Source organism: Flavonifractor plautii ATCC 29863 (assembly GCF_000239295.1).
In the GTDB taxonomy this organism is placed as follows: domain Bacteria; phylum Bacillota; class Clostridia; order Oscillospirales; family Oscillospiraceae; genus Flavonifractor; species Flavonifractor plautii.
In genome coordinates, this window is the sequence record NZ_JH417634.1 from 1 (window position 1) to 23,325 (window position 23,325).

At 53.3% G+C, this 23,325-nt stretch carries 21 protein-coding genes; 14 read left to right on the forward strand and 7 right to left on the reverse strand.

Going from position 1 to position 23,325, the window contains the following annotated elements:
• The first annotated feature begins 278 nt into the window (after window positions 1-278).
• The 5 genes from HMPREF0372_RS00765 to HMPREF0372_RS00785 all read left to right on the forward strand — a co-directional run bounded on the left by HMPREF0372_RS00765 (window position 279) and on the right by HMPREF0372_RS00785 (window position 6,081).
• Window positions 279-1,100, forward strand: a complete 822-nt coding sequence (locus HMPREF0372_RS00765; RefSeq protein WP_007488102.1) for a polysaccharide deacetylase family protein — start codon at window positions 279-281, stop codon at window positions 1,098-1,100.
• Window positions 1,093-2,724, forward strand: coding sequence for a 23S rRNA (uracil(1939)-C(5))-methyltransferase RlmD (gene rlmD / locus HMPREF0372_RS00770; RefSeq protein WP_007488103.1), 1,632 nt, complete (start codon window positions 1,093-1,095; stop codon window positions 2,722-2,724). The genes HMPREF0372_RS00765 and rlmD (HMPREF0372_RS00770) overlap by 8 nt, the downstream gene beginning before the upstream one ends.
• 24 nt (window positions 2,725-2,748) lie before the next feature.
• Window positions 2,749-2,997, forward strand: a complete 249-nt coding sequence (locus HMPREF0372_RS00775) for a DUF6061 family protein (RefSeq protein WP_007488104.1) — start codon at window positions 2,749-2,751, stop codon at window positions 2,995-2,997.
• Window positions 2,998-3,130: 133 nt separating this feature from the next.
• Window positions 3,131-3,502 (forward strand): BlaI/MecI/CopY family transcriptional regulator, encoded by a 372-nt coding sequence (locus HMPREF0372_RS00780; protein ID WP_007488105.1) that lies wholly within the window; start codon window positions 3,131-3,133, stop codon window positions 3,500-3,502.
• Window positions 3,499-6,081, forward strand: a complete 2,583-nt coding sequence (locus HMPREF0372_RS00785) for a M56 family metallopeptidase (protein ID WP_007488107.1) — start codon at window positions 3,499-3,501, stop codon at window positions 6,079-6,081. Before HMPREF0372_RS00780 ends, HMPREF0372_RS00785 begins: the two co-directional genes overlap by 4 nt.
• 71 nt (window positions 6,082-6,152) lie before the next feature.
• Here the strand turns inward: HMPREF0372_RS00785 and HMPREF0372_RS00790 are convergent, their stop codons facing one another.
• Genes HMPREF0372_RS00790 through HMPREF0372_RS00800 form a run of 3 tightly spaced genes read right to left on the reverse strand, consistent with a single transcriptional unit; the run spans window position 6,153 to window position 9,125 of the window.
• The gene (locus tag HMPREF0372_RS00790; RefSeq protein ID WP_007488109.1) at window positions 6,153-7,328 is read right to left on the reverse strand and encodes a sigma-70 family RNA polymerase sigma factor; all 1,176 of its coding nucleotides are present in this window, start codon (window positions 7,326-7,328) and stop codon (window positions 6,153-6,155) included.
• A gap of 44 nt (window positions 7,329-7,372) precedes the next feature.
• On the reverse strand, window positions 7,373-8,005 hold the full coding sequence (locus tag HMPREF0372_RS00795) for a hypothetical protein (RefSeq protein ID WP_021683574.1): 633 nt from the start codon (window positions 8,003-8,005) through the stop codon (window positions 7,373-7,375).
• Window positions 7,998-9,125, reverse strand: a complete 1,128-nt coding sequence (locus HMPREF0372_RS00800; RefSeq protein WP_039996407.1) for a DUF6076 domain-containing protein — start codon at window positions 9,123-9,125, stop codon at window positions 7,998-8,000. The genes HMPREF0372_RS00795 and HMPREF0372_RS00800 overlap by 8 nt, the downstream gene beginning before the upstream one ends.
• Before the next feature lie 222 nt (window positions 9,126-9,347).
• Between HMPREF0372_RS00800 and HMPREF0372_RS00805 the strand changes: the two genes are divergently transcribed.
• The 7 genes from HMPREF0372_RS00805 (at window position 9,348) to rlmD (HMPREF0372_RS00835) (ending at window position 16,325) form a co-directional block, all read left to right on the forward strand.
• Window positions 9,348-9,968: a CHC2 zinc finger domain-containing protein gene (locus tag HMPREF0372_RS00805; RefSeq protein ID WP_039996408.1), complete on the forward strand. Its 621-nt coding sequence runs from the start codon at window positions 9,348-9,350 to the stop codon at window positions 9,966-9,968.
• A complete protein-coding gene (locus tag HMPREF0372_RS00810) occupies window positions 9,943-11,322 on the forward strand; it encodes a DNA primase family protein (protein ID WP_007488114.1) in 1,380 nt (459 codons plus the stop codon). The genes HMPREF0372_RS00805 and HMPREF0372_RS00810 overlap by 26 nt, the downstream gene beginning before the upstream one ends.
• A gap of 367 nt (window positions 11,323-11,689) precedes the next feature.
• Entirely contained in the window at window positions 11,690-12,979 is a 1,290-nt protein-coding gene (locus tag HMPREF0372_RS00815) for a plasmid recombination protein (RefSeq protein ID WP_007488116.1), read from the forward strand.
• Between the two features lie 15 nt (window positions 12,980-12,994).
• Complete coding sequence (locus HMPREF0372_RS00820; RefSeq protein WP_007488117.1) at window positions 12,995-13,180, forward strand: hypothetical protein; 186 nt, start codon at window positions 12,995-12,997, stop codon at window positions 13,178-13,180.
• A gap of 89 nt (window positions 13,181-13,269) precedes the next feature.
• Window positions 13,270-13,500: a helix-turn-helix domain-containing protein gene (locus HMPREF0372_RS00825; protein WP_007488123.1), complete on the forward strand. Its 231-nt coding sequence runs from the start codon at window positions 13,270-13,272 to the stop codon at window positions 13,498-13,500.
• Window positions 13,472-15,151 (forward strand): recombinase family protein, encoded by a 1,680-nt coding sequence (locus tag HMPREF0372_RS00830; RefSeq protein WP_334265203.1) that lies wholly within the window; start codon window positions 13,472-13,474, stop codon window positions 15,149-15,151. The genes HMPREF0372_RS00825 and HMPREF0372_RS00830 overlap by 29 nt, the downstream gene beginning before the upstream one ends.
• Window positions 15,152-15,155: 4 nt before the next feature.
• Window positions 15,156-16,325 (forward strand): 23S rRNA (uracil(1939)-C(5))-methyltransferase RlmD, encoded by a 1,170-nt coding sequence (rlmD, locus tag HMPREF0372_RS00835; protein ID WP_007488125.1) that lies wholly within the window; start codon window positions 15,156-15,158, stop codon window positions 16,323-16,325.
• A gap of 81 nt (window positions 16,326-16,406) precedes the next feature.
• On the opposite strand, the gene HMPREF0372_RS00840 is transcribed toward rlmD (HMPREF0372_RS00835), so the two are convergent.
• The 4 genes from HMPREF0372_RS00840 to HMPREF0372_RS00855 form a co-directional block, all read right to left on the reverse strand.
• Window positions 16,407-16,820 (reverse strand): MaoC family dehydratase, encoded by a 414-nt coding sequence (locus tag HMPREF0372_RS00840; RefSeq protein ID WP_035300322.1) that lies wholly within the window; start codon window positions 16,818-16,820, stop codon window positions 16,407-16,409.
• A complete protein-coding gene (locus tag HMPREF0372_RS00845) occupies window positions 16,802-18,418 on the reverse strand; it encodes an acyl CoA:acetate/3-ketoacid CoA transferase (RefSeq protein WP_007488128.1) in 1,617 nt (538 codons plus the stop codon). The genes HMPREF0372_RS00840 and HMPREF0372_RS00845 overlap by 19 nt, the downstream gene beginning before the upstream one ends.
• 127 nt (window positions 18,419-18,545) lie before the next feature.
• Window positions 18,546-19,871: a GntP family permease gene (locus HMPREF0372_RS00850; protein ID WP_007488130.1), complete on the reverse strand. Its 1,326-nt coding sequence runs from the start codon at window positions 19,869-19,871 to the stop codon at window positions 18,546-18,548.
• Window positions 19,872-20,024: 153 nt separating this feature from the next.
• The gene (locus HMPREF0372_RS00855) at window positions 20,025-21,359 is read right to left on the reverse strand and encodes an acetyl-CoA hydrolase/transferase family protein (protein ID WP_007488132.1); all 1,335 of its coding nucleotides are present in this window, start codon (window positions 21,357-21,359) and stop codon (window positions 20,025-20,027) included.
• Window positions 21,360-21,822: 463 nt separating this feature from the next.
• Here HMPREF0372_RS00855 and HMPREF0372_RS18620 point away from each other — a divergent pair, with 463 nt between their 5' ends.
• Window positions 21,823-22,197, forward strand: a complete 375-nt coding sequence (locus tag HMPREF0372_RS18620) for a LysR family transcriptional regulator (RefSeq protein WP_080567979.1) — start codon at window positions 21,823-21,825, stop codon at window positions 22,195-22,197.
• Window positions 22,185-22,697 (forward strand): LysR substrate-binding domain-containing protein, encoded by a 513-nt coding sequence (locus tag HMPREF0372_RS18625; RefSeq protein ID WP_007488135.1) that lies wholly within the window; start codon window positions 22,185-22,187, stop codon window positions 22,695-22,697. Before HMPREF0372_RS18620 ends, HMPREF0372_RS18625 begins: the two co-directional genes overlap by 13 nt.
• The last annotated feature ends 628 nt before the right edge of the window (window positions 22,698-23,325 follow it).

Genomic DNA, 23,325 nt, shown 5'->3' on the forward strand with positions numbered 1-23,325 from the left:
TCACCGTCCAATATGTTTGACAAACCTACAAAAGGGGAAATTATGAACAAACCCAGCGTTTTGCGGTTTTCCTTCGCGCCTGCGGCGCCAGCACGCAGGGGGCGTAGATGAGGGCACCGGGCCCATAGTTGTTGTCCAGGCCGCCGCGCCTCCCGCTGTGATTCGTCCATTATACCAAAAAAATACGGAAGGTTACAAATTGCTTTTTTCCATTTACGGCCCGGCAGGCAGATGGTACAATAATGTTGTTCCCATCACCCAGTGTAAAGGAGCGTAATATGAAAAAACGGATTGTGCTGTCCGGCCTGTTGGCCGCGGCGCTGACCCTGTCCCTGACGGCCTGCGGCGGGGACAAGATGCCGGAGGAGACCCCGGTGCCCACCCCCATCCAGACATCCACGCCGGTGCCCACCCCCACTCCCACGCCGGCGCCTGCCGCTCCCAAGTGGGGGGATCAGGTCTTTGCCAAGACCTTTACCTCCGGCGACGGCGCCACGGTGCTCACCGCCTCCTTCACCCTCCCGCTGATACAGAACACCGACGCCTGCCCCGCCGGGACGGCCATCAACGAGTGGTACAAGGCCGAGGGGGCCAGCCGGATGCTGGAGGCAGAGGAGGCCTATGAGATGGCGGTGGCCGACTACGACGTGTCCAAGGCGGCGGGGTTCCCCTTCTACCCTACCACCCAGGAGATGACCTACCAGATCGCCTACGCCGACGAGAAGGTGATCAGCGTCTGCCGGGACCTGTATGTGTCCAGCGAGGGGGAGGCCCACCCCGCCGTCTTTCTGCTCAGTGAGCAGTTTGACGCCGTGACGGGGGAAAAGCTGGACTTCACCGACTTCTTCACCGACGCCGACGCCGTACGGGCGCGGGTGGTGGACGCCCTGTTGGACCAGCGGAGCGAGCTGGCCGCGGCGGTGGAGCAGGGGACGCTCACCCGGGACGCCATCACCGCCGCGGTGCAGGTGGACAACTTTTACTGCACGGCGGAGGGGTATGTGTTCTGGCTCCAGGGCGGCGCCCTGCCCGCCATGAACAGCCCGCTCTCTGCGGTGCTGACCTATGACGCCATGAAGGACGTGAGTGCGGATGGATAACGGCAAGCCCCGGGAGGGGCAGCTCTGCCGCCTGGTGATCGATGGCTACGCCAGCGACGGCGCCGGGGTGGCCCGGCTGGACGGGATGGTGGTCTTTGTCCAGGGCGGCATCCGGGGAGAGGCCTGCGACGTGCGCCTCACCCATGTGGGCCGCAGCGCCCTCTGGGGCCGGGTGGAGGAGGTGGTCAACCCCTCCCCCGCCCGCATCTTCCCCCGGTGCCTGCACTACACCAAGTGCGGCGGCTGCCAGTTCCGGCACATGAACTACGCCGAGGAGCTGGAGGCCAAGCGCATCCGGGTGGAGGACGCCCTGCGCCGCCTGGGCGGGGCGGATATCCACGTCTCCGCCATCCTGGGGGCGGAGCAGGTAGACCGCTACCGCAACAAGGCCCAGTTCCCGGTGGCCAAGGGCCCCCGCATCGGCTTCTACCGCCCCCGGAGTCATGACGTAATCGACGTGGACGACTGCCTGCTCCAGGGGGAGGCGGCCGCCCGCCTGCGGGGGGCCGTGAAGGAGTGGATGGCGGAGTACTCCATCCCCGCCTACAACGAGCGCACCTTCACCGGCCTGGTGCGCCACGTGTATGTGCGCACCAACCGGGCCGGCCGCAGCCTGTGCTGCCTGCTGGTCAATGGCCGGGGCGTCCCCCGGGAGGCCGAGCTGGTGCGCGCCCTGCGCCGGGCCGAGCCCAACCTGGCCGGAATCGTGCTGGGGGTGAACGAGAAGCACAACAACGTGATTCTGGGGGACTCCTACCGCGCCCTGTGGGGGGAGGACTTCCTGTCCGACACCCTGTGCGGCCTCACCTTCCGGCTGTCCGTCCCCTCCTTTTATCAGGTCAACCCGGCCCAGACCGAGGTGCTCTACGGCAAGGCCCTGGAGTTCGCCGGCCTCACCGGGGCGGAGACGGTGCTGGATCTCTACTGCGGCATCGGCACCATCAGCCTGGTCATGGCCCGGAAGGCGGGCATGGTGTGGGGGGCCGAGGTGGTGCCCCAGGCGGTGGACGACGCCATCGCCAACGCCCAGCGCAACCACATTGGAAACGCCCGCTTCCTCTGCGCCGACGCGGGGGAGGCCGCCCGCTACCTGGAGGGGGAGGGGGTGCGCCCCGACGTGGTGTGCGTGGATCCGCCCCGCAAGGGGCTGGCCGAGGACGTGGTGGACACCATCGCGGATATGGGCCCACAGCGGGTGGTCTACGTCTCCTGCGATCCCGGCACCCTGGGCCGGGACGTGAAGCGGTTCGCCGGGCGGGGCTACACCCTCAAAAAGGCCGTGGCGGTGGACATGTTCCCCCGCACCGCGCATGTGGAGACGGTTGTCTTGCTTTCCAAGGGTGAGGTCGACTCGAAAAAGATTCGGGTTGAGTTCTCTTTGGAAGATATGGATATGTCCGAATTTCAGGATGGGGCAACCTACACCCAGATCAAAGACTATGTGCTGGAGCATAGCGGGTTAAAGGTATCCAACCTTTATATCTCACAGATTAAGAGGAAATGTGGGATTGAAGTTGGCAAGAATTACAATTTGCCGAAGTCCGAGGATTCCAGACAGCCCATGTGTCCGCCGGAAAAAGAGAAAGCAATCCGAGAAGCATTCAAATATTTTGGGATGATCTAACATCCCGCAAAATGGAGGTTTCTTATGGATAGATTGATTTCTTGTGAGTTTAACATGGATACCGCTTGTGTGGAACTGAAATTTTTAGATGGCAGCATGATTGCCATTGATACCATCGCCGTGGAGAATGAGGTTGCCGATAATATGTATCAGCGGTCAGAACTGGACTATCTGATCTACAATGATCCGATTGGATATGCTGATTTGATACTGAACGGTAATCCCGAAACCTATTTGAAAACTGTAACTGAATACAAACCGCTTGATAGCTAACCAACACTTTGCCCGTGGGAGAAATTCTGCGGGCAATTTTTTTGTATCTTTTCTGTGAACTCTATTGATTTTGACTGTCTAATGCGGTAGACTATGTGTGAAGTCTAATGGTGTAGACAGGGAGGGCGTGAATATGGATTTTCCGAAGATTCACGAAAGTGAATATCGTTTTTGTTTGATTATGTGGGAGCATGAGCCGGTTACTGCTGTCGAGCTTGTAAAGCTGTGCCAGGATCAACTCGGATGGAAAAGGACTACGACTTATACCGTTATCAAGCGTCTTGGAGAGCGTGGTGTGCTGAAGAACGACAATGGCACTGTTACTTCTCTCGTTTCCAAAGATGAAGCCCAGGCGTGTGAGATCGATGAACTGGTTGAGAAAAAATTCGAGGGTTCTCTGCCTGCCTTTATCGCTGCTTTTACAAAGCATCAGGCTATGTCCGAAGATGAGCTTGATGAGGTACAGCGCATGATCGACCGCATCAGGAAAGGAGGTTCACAATGAACGAACTCTTTTTGAAAATTATCAACATGAGTATATCTGCAAGCTGGCTTATCCTGGCTGTGCTGATACTCAGGCTTGTTTTGAAGAAAGCTCCCAAGTGGGTCAATGTTCTGCTTTGGGGTATCGTGGCTGTCAGATTGATTTGCCCGCTCTCTTTTGAGAGCGCATTAAGCCTTATCCCAAGTTCAGAAACAATTCCGTTGGATATTGAAATGGCGGCCAAACCCACAATAGACAGCGGTGTTCCGGCGATCAATAGTGTGGTCAATCCTGTTCTATCCTCATTTGCCCCACCACAGCATGTATTGACGAGTGCAAACCCGCTTCAGATTTGGATTCCGATTTTGAATATTATCTGGTTGATTGGTGTCGGCGCCCTTCTCTTGTATACCGCAGTTAGTTATTGGCGCCTATGTCGTAAAGTGGATACCGCTGTTCGCTACAAGGGCAACATTTTCCAGAGTGAGAATGTAAGTTCTCCGTTTGTCCTGGGCATTATCAAACCGAGAATCTATCTCCCGTTCAACATGAATGGTCAGGATCTGGAGCACGTTGTTGCCCACGAACAGGCGCACATTCGCCGTAAAGACCATTGGTGGAAGCCTCTTGGTTTTCTCCTGCTGACGATTCATTGGTTCAATCCTTTGATGTGGTTGGCTTATGTACTTCTTTGCCGTGACATTGAGTTTGCCTGTGATGAAAAGGTCATCAAGGAACTTGGCAACGAACAGAGAGCCGACTATACACAGGCTCTTGTGGTCTGCAGCGTCAACCGTCGCATGATTGCGGCCTGCCCACTTGCCTTTGGTGAAGTTGGTGTTAAAGATCGTGTGAAGTCTGTGATGAATTATAAGAAACCTGCGTTCTGGATTATTATTCTGGCAGTCATTGCCTGTGTGATCGTTGCGGTCTGCTTTTTGACCAACCCGATGGGATTCCAATTCGATGAAGCAACACACACCATCGTTTCTGCAAATCATTTTGATATGCGAAATGCGGATGACGCGGTGGCTATTGAAATGAATCCCGCACAGATTAGTGAGTTGAGTTCTCGGCTGGCCGGGGTCAAGAACACGAAGAAGAGCGATGAATATGGTGGATTCACACCGGGATATCAAATCAGCGCACTCCTGGAGGATGGCACATATATCCGGATAAACGGTTATTCTCTCTCCGACAATGATATGGTAGATATCGAGTGGAACGGAGAACGGTATGTTGTATCCGACGGAGAGTTCCAAGATTATTTGAGTAGAATCTGTGTGGGAGGAGATGTCGCAGTTGCTGAACCTGTACCGTCTGTTACAAAATGGTTTGACTATCTTGAAACACCAGATGAGATGCAGTGGGGTGGTCGCCATGAGATTAATCTTCCAGAGTTCCCGGATGTGACTTTCCGTTGGACTTATGGAGAAATGATGGCTGTTACGGGTAACGAAATCACTTCGTTGTATACCGGGATGCCCATCTGGAACGCCTATTTCTGCGACCTCACCGGCGACGGCTTGCCTGAGTTGTGTTCTACAATCAGTTGGGGATCTGGCATGATTGATAACCGTGTCACCATCTATGACTATGCAAACGGAGCAAGCTATGAACTGTCTGATCGAGGATATTTCGATTTTACCCTCAGATTTAATGAAGCTGACGGATACCTCTATGTAGATAAAAAGAAATATAATACTGATGAACTGGTAGAAACTGGTCGATTGGTTTTCAAGAATAATTGTATTCAGATTGAAGGTTTTTCCAACGAAGCGCATCAGGTTTTCCAAGCTGAAATTCTGGAAGATCATAATGGTTATTATCTTGTGAAGCCTGTTGAAGGTAGCTGGGAACTGAATAGTGCAGACCGAATTGAAGTACCTATCAGAAATGCTCATCCATCACCAGAACCTGAAATCGGAGATGTGATTGAAATTGAATACTCCGGTGAAATCCTTGAAACTTATCCTGCACGAATTGCGGATGTTTATGGAATCAAGGTTATAAAGCAAACCGAAACATGGGACTTAATCCCTATGGTTATGGTGAACGGGACACTGTATCTTGATACTGGCCATGAAAGCAAAATAGAAGCAAGATGTGGTGTTATGGATGGAGAAATCACATCCCAGGTTGATGGAAATAAACAGCCCAGCGTTGACAATCAATCCAATTTTGGTACAGGATATGGTTATCAATACGGGGCAACTGAGGGAACCATTGAACTCTTTATGAATGGCAAGTGGTGGATCTTCGCTACCGAAGAAGCACGACAGAAAATCCAGTTCCCGTCCATAGAGGATGAAATTTCTAAGTTTTATCTGACCATTGGCTCTAAAGGCGTTAAGAGCATCAAGCTTTCAATGCCAAATTCCAGTGGCGGCTTTGAAAATGCAGATGGTTCTCTGCTCAAGAAAGGCGAACGCATCTGGCTCGAAAATCTCGATGGCTACACTGATCTGCGAGGATTAACAATAACTGCCCTGGGTGAAAACGGAGAAATCATCTGGACAGCATCAATTCCAGATGAAGAAGAAAACAAAGGATTTACCCATCTGGTAAATGATGATTGGGAAATCACAAATATCGAATAATTAGTTCCCAGCAAATAAACCGCTGCAATTCTCATTCCAAAGTGGGATGGATGTTGTAGCGGTTTTTCTTTTTATGGTTCAAATGCCACCATTGTTTCCTTTGGTAGTTTCTCATTTTCACAGTTCAGAAGATAGGCTACGGCCTTGTTCGCAAAGCGGTTGGTTTTTATCGTATCCCAATCGGCAAGATGGATGATCTCTGCTGTGCTGCTTTCAAAATCAAATGAAATCTTACCCCATTCGCCGTCGCAGTCTGCTTGGTATTCGTAGATTGCGGCGGCGATTTTCTTTTTTCGCTTGATCTTGGATTTCTGTTTTAGCCGGACTGCATGGATTGCGCCCTCGGCAACCAACAATTCCGTCAACTTGTCCACTGCTTTTCGGTAGGCTCGTTCTGCACCGCTGGCTGTACTGCCCTCAAACATAACCGCCAGTTCTTCAAAGGTGGGGCGGTTCTTCCATGAGCCGACACGCCCACAGGTCATACAGATCGCCAGCCGCTTTTCAAGCAAGGTTTGCTCCCGGTAATTCAGTTTCTCAAATGCCCGCTGCACCTTTTCTGCCTGTATGCCGTTCCAGAGGATATCGGTATAGTTCCAGCTATCGTCAAGGGCTACATCCTCGCCTGTTTCCTCGCCGTTCTCGTCTGTCACATAGAATGGCTGCTGATTGCGGATTCCACGGACAACTTTCAGATATTCTTCCGCAAGGGCAAGATCGCAGTTGTATTTCTTGGAAAATTCGTTGACCGCATCCTTGGTATTGTGGTACAGCCAAGCCATTGACCGCACCATTTTGTAATTGGTCAGAGAGGACACCGACCATTTTTCTTCGCCCATGCGAAAACGGAGCATAGCATCCCGGATGAACGGGAAAATGTATGTAGCATACTCTGCACCCTTGGCAAGGTCATAGTCCATCAGCTTTTGGAGCATTTGCTCCCGGCAGGAGAGCTTTATATCTATAAATCGGTCTGTGTCATACAGATCGCCGCCATCCACACCGAGAAAGTCTTTGATGCGCTTGTTAAGTTGCGGCTCGTAGTGGTGTAGGAAGAATGAGAAATATATCAAATTCTTTTCCTGCAAGGCAGACAGGATATATTCGTTCAGATTGCCCACCGCTGGAGGCTCCGGTTCCAGTTGGAAGATGCGCTCTGCCGCATAAGGAATGATGCCGTCACCGTGCGGATTGACAGCGTGTTTTGGTATGTATCCGGTCATGTCCCATGAAAAATCACTCAGCATAGCGCACCTCCTTTCGGTTCTTTCTCTATCAATATCGACAGTAATTATGCATCGAACTTTTTGTTAGTAGTATTATTTTCGTCGTCCATCATATCACTTAGCACGGCAAAAGCTTGGCTCAGCGGCACAGCCTTAGAAGTCCAGTTTTTCAAACTAAACAAGTTGGAAGATTCATCAAACACATCAAATTCGTCTGTCCCATCAGTGATTTTCTTCAAGTACAACATTTCTATCAAATACAAAGCTCCCAAGATATTTAGTACATTCTCCTGCTTTGCTTGCTTCAACTGCTCATAGCGGTTGTGCTTGACATCTGTAAATGCTCCCCACCATTGCAACGACTGTGCGGGCTGGGTAATATCCCAATTCATAAACGGTTGTATTTCGATATCGTATTCCTGTACACTGATTTTTTGATTTTTTATATCCGGTGTGTTGGTCAAAATATACTGTGCATAGTCTGCAACCGTTTTTCGATCCGTTGTATTGAAACCGCAAAACTCTTTGAATACAGTATCCAACTCTGCCCCTATGGCTTGAATTAAGAGGGCATATCCGTTAGAAAATGCATCAAAATTGTCCTCATGTAGTTCTACAAACTCTATTGATTCAACAAAACGCTTTTCGAGCATTAAGTAGTATTTCCAATGATTCTGACTAAGTTCTTTTCTATTCATGTTTGTCCCTTTCTTTGTATATTTTTGCACTTGCTTCCTTTTTCAAAGCCGCCTGGTCCATTTCTTTTTCATAAGCTCCCTTGGCATAGGCTACATTGCTCAATGCCCGGAGCATCTTATCTTTTGCCAGCTTTTTCATAACCTCTGCAAGATCAGCGTCCAGAGTACCACGCTTCACATAGCGGTTTATGGTGTTCAGCCGTTTCTCATAAATCTGTTTCACCGGATGATCGTCCGCAAGCTCCCGTTGTTCTCTGCCTTTCAGGTTGCCGATCTGCCGACAGGTGCGGTGCAGCTTGTCCCCCGGTGCATAGCCGCCACAGTATTTGGTGTGCCGTGCGTTGGTGGTCAGAAACCACTTGCCGCAGATTTTGCATTTCTTCGGTGCATGACCAACACACAGGCCCTCAAAGAGATCAGACCGGAACATCCCTACAAAGGATACATAGTGCATCCGCTTGACCAGCTTCGCAACTTTTTCGCCGGGACGGATGACGGATACATACTGAACGGAATTGTTCAGGGTAGACATCCAGGCATTGCCTTCCGTGATGGAAAACTCCGGCGGGAAATAGCTGCCGAACATTTTTGCAAAACCCTCTGCGGTGCGGTCTGCTTCGTTGCCGTCTGTTTTTTCTGCAAAATCAAGCATGGCCGTTTGGTATTCCCCAAGGGAGTATGCCAGATGCCCGAAAACTGCGGTATAGCGTTGGAGCATCATCGCATCGGTAAAGTTCTGGATTTCTTCAAATTGCAAAGAATTGGTTGCGGCTTTTATGGCAAACTCCACATATTTCAGCGCATTGTCCACAGTAAAGGCTTTTTCAATCCGTTCTCTGTGCTTTGAGATATTCATATAGGAGAACGGCGGTGTTTGACTGAGAATATCGAGCATCGTCAGAGCAGCTTCCTTTGCAATAGGACAGAGTGCAGAAGCATCCTGTCCGGCGTTTAATATTCCAAGCAGCAGATTGATTTTCTCGCATTGCTCGTTTATTTTTGCAATGGTATTCACAGGAACATTCAGTGCATCACAGGCAAGCGTACCGACAGGAAATGTTTTGCTCTCATATATGACCGTATCCTGCCAGAAATCCAATGTCATCAATTCTTGATTCATGCTTGCCCTCCTGTCCTGTTTTTTCATTTTTCTAATTATATCATGTAAATGTGAAGAAATCTACGTCCTCAGATAAGTTGTCCTGTTTTTTGAAACAGGATTGTCCTGTCATTAGCCTGTTTTTTGAAAAATCCGTCATAACCATAATAGAAGGAGCGAAGCACCTGCCAATCACGGCGGGTGCTTCGTGCTTTCCAGAATATTATGAACGGAGGGTTTTCTATGACAATCTATGAAACCATCAAGGCGGCAATCAGCGTCAAGCAAGCCGCCGAACACTACGGGCTGAAAGTGAGCCACAACGGCATGGCTTGCTGCCCGTTCCACAACGACAGGCATCCGAGCTTGAAGCTGAATGAGGACTATTTTTTCTGCTTCGGCTGCGGAGCCAAAGGGGATGTGATCGACCTTGTGGCAAGGCTGTTCAATCTGAGCAGTTATGAAGCAGCGCAAAAGCTGGCTTTGGACTTCGGGCTTGACCCGAAACCGCCCACTGCCGCAGCTATGGTCAAGCCGAAGCGTCCCTATATCCGTCAGTTCCGGGAGGATGAAATGCTGTGCTTCCGGGTGCTGACGGATTATTTGCATCTGTTGGAAGATTGGAAAGTGCGCTATGCTCCCAAGACACCGGAAGATGCTCTGGATGACCGTTTTGTGGAAGCCTGCCAGATGCACTGCCATATCGAATATATGGCAGATGTGCTGACGGTGGGTGATCTGGAAGAACGGGTGGCATTGGTGGACAAGCTGATGCAGGACGGCAAAATTGCTTTTCTGCAAGAGTATACCGCACGAAAGAAAAAGGAGGTGGCGCACCATGGCGAAGAACCGGAAAACGCCTGATATGAACTTGCCCATGTGGTTTGACGGGCAGAACATCAACGAAGCTCTGTTTTGTGAAGAATTTCTGCAAGAGCGCAGGATCATCTTCGCAAACGGAGCTTTTTTCACGCCCGATGGTCGAGTGACGGACGATCTTCCTCTGCGTGGGGAGATTTACGACAAGCTGAAATTCTGTGCCGTAAACAATATCCCCCGGAAGATCACCAACATTCTGGAAGTGCTGAAACTGGAAGCGCAAGTGCCGGACTTTCCACCGGAGCAGGATCGGATTCATTTGTCCAACGGTACGCTGCTATTGAACGGCACATTTACCGAGGGCAGACCGGCTATCGTGCGGAGCCGTTTGCCGGTTGCTTACAATCCCGATGCTACTGCGCCGGTGATCTGGCTGAACTTTCTGGATGGGTTGCTTTACGTCGAGGACATTCCAACTTTGCAGGAGTTTATCGGCTATTGCCTGATTCCCTCCAACAAGGGGCAGCGCATGATGGTGATTAAAGGCAACGGCGGCGAGGGCAAATCCCAAATCGGAGCTGTGCTTTCTGCTATCTTTGGCACGAATATGAAAGACGGCAGCATCGGCAAGATTTCCGAAAACCGCTTCGCCCGTGCCGATCTGGAACACATTCTGCTGTGCGTGGATGATGATATGCGGATGGAAGCCCTGCGCCAGACCAACTATGTAAAATCCATCGTGACCGCACAAGGCAAGATGGATTTGGAACGCAAAGGCAAGCAGAGTTATCAGGGCTGGATGTTTGCCCGGTTGCTTGCGTTCAGCAACGGTGATCTGCAAGCCTTGTATGACCGCAGTGACGGATTTTACCGCAGACAGCTTGTGCTGACTACCAAAGAAAAGCCTACTGACAGAGCTGACGATCCTGACCTTGCAGAGAAGATGAAAACCGAAGCCGAGGGCATCTTCCTGTGGGCATTGGAGGGTTTACAGCGGCTTGTTGCCAACAACTTTCAATTTACGGAGAGTGGCCGTATCCGGGAAAACAGGGAAGCGGTCAAGCGTGACAACAACAATATCTTTGATTTCATGGAATCGGAGGGATACATCCGGCGTAAAGCGGATGCGTCCATTAGCTCCAAGGATTTCTATGAAATCTACCGGATGTGGTGCGAGGAAAATTCCCTTGCTCCGCTGAAAGCCCGCAGCTTCAGCGACGCCATGATTGCCAATGCCGGGAGATTCAATCTGGAGCATTGCAACAACATCACCAACTCTGCCGGACGGCGGGTTTGGGGATTCATGGGAGTGGAAGCCATTGTACGACCTCATATAAATGGGTTTTACGGAGATTCGCCGTGTACGTACGTACCGGAGGAATGGCGGCAGGTCGAGTAAATCCCATTACTGGTACGTATGTACGCAGCAAAAGAGCGTAAAACGCTCGTTATAGAAACAGCACGCATCCTCTCGTTCGGGTTGTTTCTATGTCCACAGGTTTTTGAAAAAGTGTCTGTGGACACCGGCTGCAAGAGGAAGTTGACACAGAACGGCTCCATGCAGACGGGCTGACCATGGGAAAAGGCGCAGACATTTTCGCTTTGGTCAGCAGAGGTCGCCGCAGTGACCGCATCCCCTCTCGGGAGAGCCCACGGCACTTTGCAGCCAGTATGGATGAAAGTGTAATAGTGGGTTATTACACTTTGAAAAAGTGCCGTTCTCCAGCTCTCCGCTGTCTGCAAATTTCAAAGAAAGGAAAAATCCAATGGCAAGAAATGATGGAATCCACCGCACCGTAGCCCGGAATCAGGACTTGGAAACACCGGCTGATGTGGCAAAGGTACAGGAACACAATGAGCGTGAAAAGGACAGCTACAGCAATCAGGACATCGTACCGGAACGCACTTCTCTGAACATTCATTTCAAAGCACCCGCGGACGATTATGTAAAAATGTTTGAGCAGATGGAACAGGACGGTGTAATCTCCACAAGAGGTCTGAAACCGGATGCCGTCAAATACGGTGAGTTGATCTTTGATGTGAACTCTGCTTACTTCTACAATCACGGCGGCTATGAATTTGCAAAACAGTTTTATGCCGATGCCTATAAAGCCGCCGTGGAGATCGTAGGCGGTGAGCAGTATATCCTATCCGCTGTGATGCACGCCGACGAGCGCAACCGGGCAATGTCCGAAGCTCTGGGCGAAGATGTGTACCACTACCACCTTCATGTGGTTTATATCCCGGTGGTAGAGAAGCAAATTCTGTGGTCGAAGCGATGTAAGGATGAATCCCTCCGGGGAACGGTAAAGGAAACGATCACGCAGGTCAGCCGCAGTAAAAAATGGGAGTCCAAGCCGGTGCTTGACAAGGATGGTAATCCAATGTTGAACGCAAAAGGAAAAAAGATTTTGAAGTCGTCCTACAGTGTGTTGCAGGATGACTTTTTTCATTTCATGCGAAATGCCGGATATACCGATGTGGAGCGTGGAGAGCGTGGCAGCACCGAGGAACATCTGACAGTGACACAGTTCAAGGTTCAGGCTGAACAGCAGCGTTTGGAAGCTATGACCGGACAGGTGGCACAGGCGGAGCGGGGGTTGGAGAATGCCAAAGATGCCACGGAGAAACAGAAAAAGAAACTGGAAGCTCTGCAAAAGGAAACCAAAACAGCAAAGACCGTTGCTCTGACGGTGCAGGAGATTGAAACGATGGGAAAGAAAGCCACATTCGGAAATAATATCACGCTGACACCGGATGAGTGCGACACGCTCAAACGCTATGCGGTCAACGGCATTATCGCCAATGCTGACAACAAGCGCTTGAAGGAGAAACTGGCTTCCGCTGAAAAGACGGTTTCCATCTGGAAACAGCGGTATGAAGCAGTAAACGAAAAATATATGGAACTGAAACAGAAAGCCCAGCCTTTTCTGGATGCACTGGAAATTGCATCCGAAAGGGTTCGGGCTTTTATCAATTCTATCCTCATCAGAGGAAAGGAAACGCAGGAACACAAACACCCTGACCGGAAGCGTGGACAGGATATGGAACTTTGATGGAGGAATCGCCTATTGAAGAAATATTATGAGGAAGCGAAATATAATGCGGCATTTGACCGCTGTGTGGATGTTATGAGCCAGATGCTCCAGAAGTACGGGCATCAGGTTTTGGATAAATTAGAGCAGGATACACCGCAAACGGTGGAGTGTTCCAAGGATGATAAGCAAGCGCAGCCTTTGACGGATAAGGCTGCGTAAAAATTTACAATTTACACGTTGCGTACTTGTTGCGGCTATGCTATAATATGTACGCAACGTGTATTTTTGCTTTTTGGGAGAAAAGACGAATGGATTGTAAAAACAGAATTATTAAGTTGCGTGAAAGCACAGGACTGAACCGGAAAGATTTTTGCAAGCTCGTCCATATTCCTTACCGGACTATGACCGAGTGGGAATTGGACAACCGCCATGCACCGGATTATGTGCTTAGACTTTTGGAGTATTATATCCGCAACGAGGGATTGATGGTAAAAGAAATGAGCGAAGGAGGTGGCGATTCTGAAAAAGAAGCAACTTAAATGTTATCTATATACGAGAGTGTCCACCTCCATGCAGGTAGACGGATACAGCTTGGATGCCCAGCGGGACAAGTTGCGGAAGTATGCGGCATACGAGGATATGGTCGTTGCCGGGGAGTATTCTGACGAAGGATTTTCCGGCAAGAACATCCAAGGGAGGCAGGAGTTTCAACGGATGCTGAACGACATCCAGGACTGCAAAGACGGCGTTTCCTATGTGCTTGTCTTTAAGCTCTCCAGATTTGGCAGAAATGCAGCCGATGTTCTGAACTCTTTGCAGCTTATGCAGGATTTTGGTGTCAACCTGATTTGCGTGGAGGATGGCATTGACAGCTCCAAGGATGCCGGAAAGCTTATGATTTCCGTGCTGTCTGCGGTGGCGGAAATCGAGCGAGAGAATATCCGCACACAGACAATGGCAGGACGGGAGCAAAAGGCTCGTGAGGGCAAATGGAACGGCGGTTTCGCTCCCTATGGATACAAATTGGAAAGCGGAAACCTTGTCATTGCGGAGGATGAAGTGGAAGTAATCCGTGTTATTTATGACCGCTACATCCATACCAATGAGGGCGTTGCCGGAGTTGCTAAATATCTCAACCGCAACGGGTTTGTGAAGAAGCTGCGGCAAAATAACACCATCCCCGGATTTTCAAGGAACTTCGTGCAGGACGTACTGGATAATCCCGTTTATATGGGTAAAATTGCTTATGGCAGACGGAGAACCGAAAAGAGGCAAGGTACAAGAAATGAGATGCACGTGGTCGAGCAGTCGGAGTTCCCTGTTTACGATGGTCAGCATGAAGCCATCATTTCCGAAGAAGATTGGTATCTGGCACAGGAAAAGCGCAAGATCAATTCCTTTAAGCGGGAAAAGGTCAACAATCCAGACCACGCACACATCCTATCCGGTATTTTGAAATGCCCGTGTTGCGGAAAGAGTATGTACGGCAATATTGCCAAGGCTCATAGCAAGGACAAGAAAACACGGTATTATTACTACTGCAAAAATACGGTTACGCCGACGGGACATGAGTGCAGCTTCCGGCTGAATATCGAGCAGACGGAAATCAACAAATTTGTGGCGAAGGTCATCTCCGCTATGGTCAGCAATCCCCGATTTATAGAAGCAATTCAAGCGAAAATTGGAACGGCGGTTGATACAGAGGATATGGAAAAGCAGATCGCCGTTCTGCAAGGACAGCTAAAGCAAGCCTTTGGAACGAAAAGCCGCTTGGAGCGTCAGATGGATACTTTGGACATCAACGATGCCCACTATGACAGAAAAATTTTGGATTTGCAGCGCCGATATGATGAACAGTATGATACGATAGAAGAAATCGAAGTTCAGATTGGCGAATTGCAAAGTCAGATACGCAGCATCCAGCAGGAGAAAATCTCCGGCGATAACATTTATCGGCTCTTACTGGCATTTGATGAAGTCTACCATTCCGCAACGGAAGCAGAACAGAAAGAGTTTATGAAAGCCTTTATTGAGCGAATTGAGATGTTCCCGGAAAAGAGAAAAGACGGAAGCTGGATAAAGAAGATTGTATTCAACTTCCCTGTGCCTGTTGATGGCGAGGAAGTGAAAGAACTTCCCTTGGAAACTGAAACAACAGTCGAAACCGTGGCGCGGCTGGAACGGAGCTGAGGCCATGGCGGAGGAGAGACACATCTGCGCCCTGCTGCGGCAGGGCTGCGGCGGCTGCCCCCTGCTGGAGACCCCCTATCCGGAGCAGCTGCGCCAGAAGCAGGCCCGGGTGGAGGCGCTGCTGGGGGAGTTCGGGCCGGTGTCCCCCATCCTGGGGATGGAGCACCCCTGGCACTACCGCAACAAGGCCATCTCCACCTTCTGTACCGGGCCGGGCCGGCGGCTGGACAGCGGCATCTACGCCGCGGGCACCCACCGGGTGGTGCCGGTGGACTCCTGCCTGCTCCACCACCCCGCCCTGGACGAGGCGGTGGAGGCGGTGCGGCGGGCCGCCCGGCTCTGCCGGTACGAGCCCTACCAGGAGGATCGGGGCATGGGGCTTGTCCGCCATGTGCTGGTGCGCCACAGCCGGGCCACCGGACGGGTGCTGGTGGCCCTGGTGACCGCCGCCCCCGTCCTGCCCGGGGCCAGGGCCTTCGTCTCCAAGGTGCGGGAGCTCTGCCCCCGGGTGGAGACCATCGTGCAGAACATCAATCCCCGCCGCTCCAGCGCGGTGCTGGGGCCGCGGGAGAAGGTGCTCTGGGGCAGGGGGTACATCGAGGACACCCTGTGCGGGGTGCGGTTCCGGCTGGGGGCCTCCAGCTTCTATCAGATCAATCCGGAGCAGACCGAGGTGCTCTACCGCACCGCCCTGGACGGGGCGGGGCTGGACGGCGCCCAGACCGTGGTGGACGCCTACTGCGGCGTGGGCACCATCGGCCTGGCGGCGGCGGGCCGGGCCAGGCGGGTGCTGGGGGTGGAGTTCAACCCCAGCGCGGCCCGGTGCGCCGCCCAGAACGCCCGGGCCAACGGCGCGGGCAACGCCCGCTTCCTCTGCGCCGACGCCACGGCCTGCCTCCAGGGCATGGCCGCCCGGGGCGAGCGGGCGGACGTGGTGTTCCTGGACCCGCCCCGGGCCGGGAGCACCCCGGAGTTCCTGGGGGCGGTGGACCGCATGGGGCCGGAGCGGATCGTCTACATCTCCTGCAACCCGGAGACGCAGCGGCGGGATCTCCGCCGGCTGGCCGGATGGGGGTGGAGGGCCCGGCTGCTCCAGCCGGTGGATCTCTTTCCCCATACGGAGCATGTGGAGTGTGTGGCGGTGCTGGCCAAAATCCGCGGAGGTGGTATGTGAGGTACGCCGCCTCCGAAGTCAAAACAGCATGGGAGCCTGGCGCGCAACGTGCGGCGCCAGGCTCCCATTTTACTTTGTATGCTACGCTTCCTTCGGCGGCATGGCGGTAGCCACGCCTTTGATCACCACGTCTCCGTGCTGGTTGGTGCATACGGTGTCCAGCTTGACGATATTCTTTTCCGGAAACAGTTCCCGGACGGTACAGGTCGCCGTGACGGTGTCCCCGATATAGACCGGCTTGGTGAATTTCAGCTCCTGGCCCAGATAGATGGTGCCGGGCCCCGGCAGCTTCATGCCCAGCACTGCGGAGATAAAACCGGCCCCCAGGATGCCGTGGGCAATCCGGCCGCCGAACTGGGTCTGGCTGGCGGAAACCTCGTTGGTGTGGGCGGGATTGAGATCGCCGGTGATGCCGGCAAACAGGTATACGTCCGTCTCGGTCACGGTCTTGGTCACGCTGGCGCTGTCGCCCAGCTTCATTTCCCGAATAAGCATTGTTTGACCTCCTGTTCCTGCGTTGTTCCGCTTGAGCCGGGGTTCTGCTGCGCAAGCCCCATTCGCTCCTCCCGGAAGATGCGGCTGTCCATAGTCGTTACATCTGTGATGACTGGTGTGAACTCCATCTGGTCAAGGATATCGCGCTGGATGTCCACGCCCGGGGCGACCTCTTTGAGCGCGACGCCCTCCGGTGTGAGGGCAAACACCGCCCGCTCGGTGATATAGAGGACGGGCTGGTTATGCTTGATTGCGTAGCGGCCCGCAAAGGTCACCTGCTCCACCTGCCTGACCAGCTTTTTGACCTTGCCCTCCCGGAGGAGCTTCAGCGTACCGTCTGCGGCTGAGACCTCCAGGCCGCCGGCGGTGAAGGTACCGCAGTAGACCACCTTCTTGGCGTTCTGTGTAATGTTGATGAAGCCGCCGCATCCGGCGATCTTCGGGCCAAATTTGCTGACGTTCACATTCCCGTCCCCGTCCATTTGGGCCAGGCCGAGAAATGCCGTATCCAGTCCGCCCCCGTCATAAAAGTCGAATTGAACCGGCTGCTCCAGAATGCAGTCCACATTGGTGGCGGCGCCAAAATCCATACCGCCGGCCGGGACGCCGCCGACGGCACCCACCTCGGTTGTGAGCACCATGCTCTCCAGCCCCTCCTCTGCCGCCACAGAGGCTACGCCCTCCGGCATGCCGATGCCCAGATTGGTTACTGCACAGGGGGTCAGTTCCATGGCCGCCCGCCGGGCAATGATCTTCCGCGCACCCATCGGCAGCGGGGACAGAGCATTCAGAGGGGTGCGGATCTCTCCGGAAAAGGCGGGGTCATACTGGGTGCCGAAGGTCTGCATGTGGTTCTCCGGCCGGGCCACCACAAGCGCATCCACATAGATACCGGGGAGGCGGATGAGCCGTGCGTCCAGGCAGCCGTAGGAGACCACCTTCTCCACCTGGACAATGACCCTGCCGCCGGAGTTATGGGCGGCCTGCGCCTGGGCCAGGGCCTCGGCGTAGACACCCTCCCGCTCAAAGGTACAGTTGCCGCGCTCGTCGGCATAGGTCGCGCGGATAACTGCGATATCAATGGGGAAGGCGGGATAAAAGAGCTTTTCCTCGCCCTCCAGCTCAATCAGCTTGACCATATCGCCCGCTTCATGGGCGGCGCGGTTCATCTTTCCGCCCTCCAGGCGGGGGTCCACAAAGGTGTCCAGGCCGACATGGGTGATCACGCCGGGCCGCTTCGCGGCGATCTCCCGGAACAGCCCGGAGATGACACCCTGGGGGAGGTTGTAGGCCGCCAGCTTATTCTCCGCCGCCAGCCCTCCCAGCTTGGGCGCCAAGCCCCAGTGTCCGCCGATCACCGTTGTGCACATCCCGTCTACAGCCAGGTGGTTAAGCCCCCGCTCGCCGCTGTCGCCCTGCCCGGACGCATACACGACCCTCAGCCCTCTCGGGTGTCCACTGCTCCTGGCGGCCTCCTCCAGCGCAACCATAATCTCCTCCGGATGCATCAGACCGTTTGCAAAGCCGCCGAACGTCACAGTTGCCCCATCGTAAAAATAGGTGTCTACCGCTTGGCGGGCGGTTAATATCTTTGCCATATCGTTTCGTTCCCTTTCTGTAACATAGAATGGCTGTTTTCCTGAAGGCAAAAGCGGAACGGGTCAGCATCCGATTGCGCGGTGCTGACCCGTTCGGACCGGTCCGTTTTATGTGGACTCTGAGTGATCAGATCAGCCCGATGATTGCCATTGTTGCAGCGATCAGCGCTAGGGCGATGGGGGTGATCACGGTCATGACCAGTACGTGAGGGTAGGACTCCTTGGTGGTCACGCCGCAGACCTGGGCCTCCATAACGAAGGTGGGACAGTGGGGCAGCGTGTCCATGCCCATCGCGGCCATGCCGACGACCTTGTAGAGCGCCTGGGGATTGACGGTGCCCAGGGACATGAACTGGTCGGCCATGGTGCTGCAGAAGATCTGGGTGCCGCTGAGGGAGGCGCCGGTAATACCGGAAAATACGTTGGTTACGATGACGGCGGAGATGTAGGGGTTCATTTTGTCGGCGAGCATCATCGCAAAGTTCATGAAGTACTGGAAACCGGCGCAGGCATTGACGACGGACGCAAAGCCCATCAGCGCGGCGGTCAGCAGCAGGGGATTGATGCTGGAGGTAAAGCCTGTAACCAGGTCCTGAACGATGTGGCCCTTGAGATACTTATAATTGGTAATAATTAGAACAATAGCGCCCACGCCCATGGCGGTGTTGATGCCGTCAGAGGCGCTCATGGAGTTGGCCAGCACCAGCTTAAGCACAATAATGACAATATAGGGCAGAATAGCCAGGTGAATGGGGGGCAGTTCCTTACCGCTGGTGCTTCCGGCGATGAGTTCGGCGTCGCTCTCAGAGGCTACAAAGCCAATTCCACGGGCACGCAGGGAGTTGGAGGCCCAGGTGAAGTAGAAAATGCCGAAGCCGAAAGCCACTACAAGGAGCACAATTGCCATCGTGGGGGCCGCAAAGGTGGTGACGCCCAGCTTTTCGGACAATGCGATGCACAGCATAGAGGGGGCGCCCGGGGTAACGACATTCAGAACCACGGCTCCATACAGGAAGATGGCGGGCATCAGGAGTTTTGAGACATTGGCTTTGCGGAACATGGGCACAGCCACGGGATAGACGGCAAAAATAATAATAAATGCATTTACACCGCCATAGGCCAAAAGGAAGGTAATAATCAGGGTTCCGGCGACGGTGGCTTTCACGCCGAGGAAGGCGAACAGAAAATTTGCGATAGACTCGGCGGCGCCGCTCTTTTTCATCAGCTCGCTGTAAGCCGAACCAATGGTGAACAGAAACAGGTACGAGCCGAAGGTACTTCCGAGGGAGGCCGCGTAGGTGCCGGTCAGAGTCCCCCAGAACGGGAGCCCGCTGCTTACAATCACGATAATCGAGCCGACCAGGGATGCCACAAAGCCGTTGACACCCTTAAAGGTCAAATAGATCAGGACTGCAACGCCAAGAACCATGCCAATTACGCTGATGATCTCCATACGTTTTCCTCTCTTTCTTATCCAATGATTCCGTACTGGGAGGCGCTCGCTTAACGCTAGGTCAGGACAGTAAAAGCACTATATTTCCATTAAAGAATAATAATGGAATTTAAAGGGCGGACAAGCTCCGGAGGTACTCTGGCCCGTCCCAATTTACCAAATCATATTCCGTTCGGCCTCTTCTCTCAGCCAGTCCCGGAAGTCCGGGTGGGCAATTTTGACCAGGGCCTCAACCCGCTCCCTGATATTCAGTCCCCGCAGCCAGGCGATACCATACTCCGTGACCACGTAGTCGGTGTCGTTTCTGGAAGTGGTGACCGCGGCGCCCCGCGCCAGGAAGGGGACAATTTTTGAGTGCAGCACCTCTTTGCCGTCTGCATCTGTGGCCGAATAGGTGGAATGCATTGCAATGATGGATTTCCCGCCCGGGGACATCTGCGCGCCCTGTACCGTCTCAGACTGCCCTCCGGTGCCGGACCACTGAAGGTTGCCGACGGTTTCAGAGGCGCACTGTCCGGTGAGGTCGATCTCCAGGCTTGCGTTGACGGAGACAAACTTGTTGTTTCTGGCAATGGTGTAGGGATCGTTTGAGAAGGTGGAGGATTTAAAGAGCACGGAGGGGTTGTTGTGGACGAAGTCATAGAGCCTCTGGCTGCCCATGGTGAAGGAGCACACGGAAAAATCGTTCATAAAGCCCTTCTGGGAGTTGTCCACCGCGCCGCACTCAATGAGATCCACCATGGTCTCGGTAAACATTTCCGTGTGGATTCCCAGATGCCTCTTGCTCTTCAGCTCATTTGCCACGGCGTTTGGGATGTTGCCGATACCGAGCTGGATGGTGGAGCCGTCCTCTACAAGAGAGGCCACAAAGGCGCCAATTTTTTTGTCTACCTCGGTGTAGGGCACCAGGGACTTGGTGGGGATAGGGCGGTCGGACTCCACAAGGGCATCCACCTCGGAAATATGTACCTGTGTATCACCAAAGGTGCGCGGAAAGTTGGGGTTGACCTCCAGCAGAACCAGCGCACCCTGATCGATCAGGTCCCGCTCATAGATTGCGCTGACCGAGAGGGAAAAGTAGCCGTGGGAGTCCATGGGGGAGACCGTGGCCAGCACCACGGGCCGGCGGCCCTCGGCCTGCAGGCGCTGTAGAGACTTTCGCAGAACGGAGGTGGAGCTCTGAGGAACGGCGCTGACCAGCTTCTTTTTCTGCGCGTCCCGGAGCCCGGCGGTAAAGAACCAGCCGTTGTGGCTCATGATACCTGCCATCTCGGGGTCCTTCATCGCATCATAATACTGAATGGGAAGGCAGGAGTTCAAAGTAGTGCCTTTTACCCCCGTCTCCTTCAAATGCTGTAGCTTGGACAGGATGGCCTGGGGCTCCGCCGCAGCCTGAGCGGAAAACATGGAATCTCCGTCCTGAATAAGCTCCAAAGCCTGTTCAGCGCTCATTTGTTTCTTCTTGTACAATTCCTGATACTGGTTCACAGGATAACGCTCCTTTCTCGTGGGGCCATGTCTGGTGCGTGGGACAGGGCGCAGAGGAAGGGAATGAACCCCGCCCCACACACCGCCTTTTGAGGAATTTGTCCGGTTATGGGAATTTTGTCTTGCCTGCTTCGACAATTTGATTATAGTTGAAGGGCTATGGTTTGAAAAATACACCTTTTTTATCGCCGCATGAATTTTGGTTATGCCTAAAATAATGTTGCTGTTTTTTGAACTTTAGCCCCGTTTTATTGGAAATTATCCTATATTATAGTCTGTTTTTTCTCTCTGGCTAGTGGCCCGGCACTCTTTGCCGCATCCCGTGTTCCGAAAAGAAATTTGCGAAAAGGCGTCATGTACTTTATAATAAAAATACAATTCGCTCGACTGTTCGAATGGTTTTTTGTGTAGGAGGAATCATGGCTTTGCGGCATCACGGCCTGCGGCGGCTGAGGGAGTATGTATGAAACGAATGCAGCTAGAATATTTTGTGCGTATTGTGGAGGAGAAAAGCTTTACAAAGGCCGCAGAAAAGCTCTTTATCAGCCAGCCTGCACTGAGCAAATCGATCCGCGCCCTTGAGGCGGAGCTTGGTGTAACGCTGTTCAAGCGCGATCCCCGCGAGCTGAGCCTGACCAGCGAAGGGGAAAACGTCTACTGTTATGCGGTGGATATTTTGAATTACTGGCAAAGCCGTACCGCCGAGCTGTTTTCTTTGCTGGAACAGGTAAAGGGTTCTCTGCGGTTTGGGCTTCCACCGTCGGTTGGGAGCGTTTTTTTTCAAAGATTCTGTTTGAATACGGCTGTAAATATCCGCAGGTTGATTTGCAGATTGTAGAGGGAACCTCCAAAAAGATTGAAGCACTGGTCATGAATGATCAGGTAGACCTGGGCGTGGTGATTGAGCCATACGAAAATCCGCATATGAGGTTAAAGACCGTCTACCGTTCTGATGTGGTGCTGGCAGTGGCGCGGAATCACCGGCTTGCAGAGCGGACAGAAGTGGAGATTGCCGAGCTTAGGGATGAGCCGATGCTGATGGTCTCGAAGGACTATATGTTTCACGACCAGGTGCTTGCCCATTGCCGGCAGGCGGGGTTTACGCCAAATATCACGTTTACCACATCCCAGTGGGACCTTTTGCTGGAAATGACGGCTGAAAACCAGGGTGTGACCCTAATTGGGCGGCCTTTGGTGGAAAAGCTCTACAGCGGCAGGATCAAGTGCATCTCACTTCAAAATCCGGAGTTTTTGTGGACACTTGGATTAATATCAAAAAAATGTAAAACGCTTTCCGGCGCTGCAAAGAGCCTTTGGAATTTTTGCGATGAAGTTTGAGGGGGACCAGACATCACAGCCGGCTGCAAACCTGCCTGCTCCATCTGAAAAACGCCGGGGACAGAACTGTACCGCACAGTCCTGTCCCCGGCGTTTTAGAACATTCTATATGTGAGGGCCTTCCGTACGAGGCTCCGGAGGGCCTATTCCAAATCATATACACAATATGAAGGAACGCCCCGCCTCCCGTTCGGGAGGCGGGGCGCTCTGCTGGCCGGGCACGGGGGACGGGGGGAGGACATAGGATAGGATGCAGAGAAAACGGCCAGACAGCCGCTCTGCCAAATGCTCTGAAAAGGAGAATGCCGCGTGTCAGAATATTGTATGCCTCCCCTTGGGGGGTATTCCAACGGAGAGTGCGCCATGAACCGCATCAATGCCCAGCCGGAGCGGCGGCCCTGTGTGTGCTCCCCCTGCCATCCGGTTCCGCCCTGCCCGCCAATTCCACCCTGTCCGCCGGCTCCCCCTCCCATTCCAGGCCCTACCGGCCCGGTTGGACCGACCGGCCCTCAGGGGATTCCGGGACCGGACGGTCCCACCGGCCCTGCGGGCCCCATGGGTCCCCAGGGCGGGACAGGTGATCCAGGCCCCACCGGCCCGACGGGGCCCACTGGCTTGACGGGTGCGA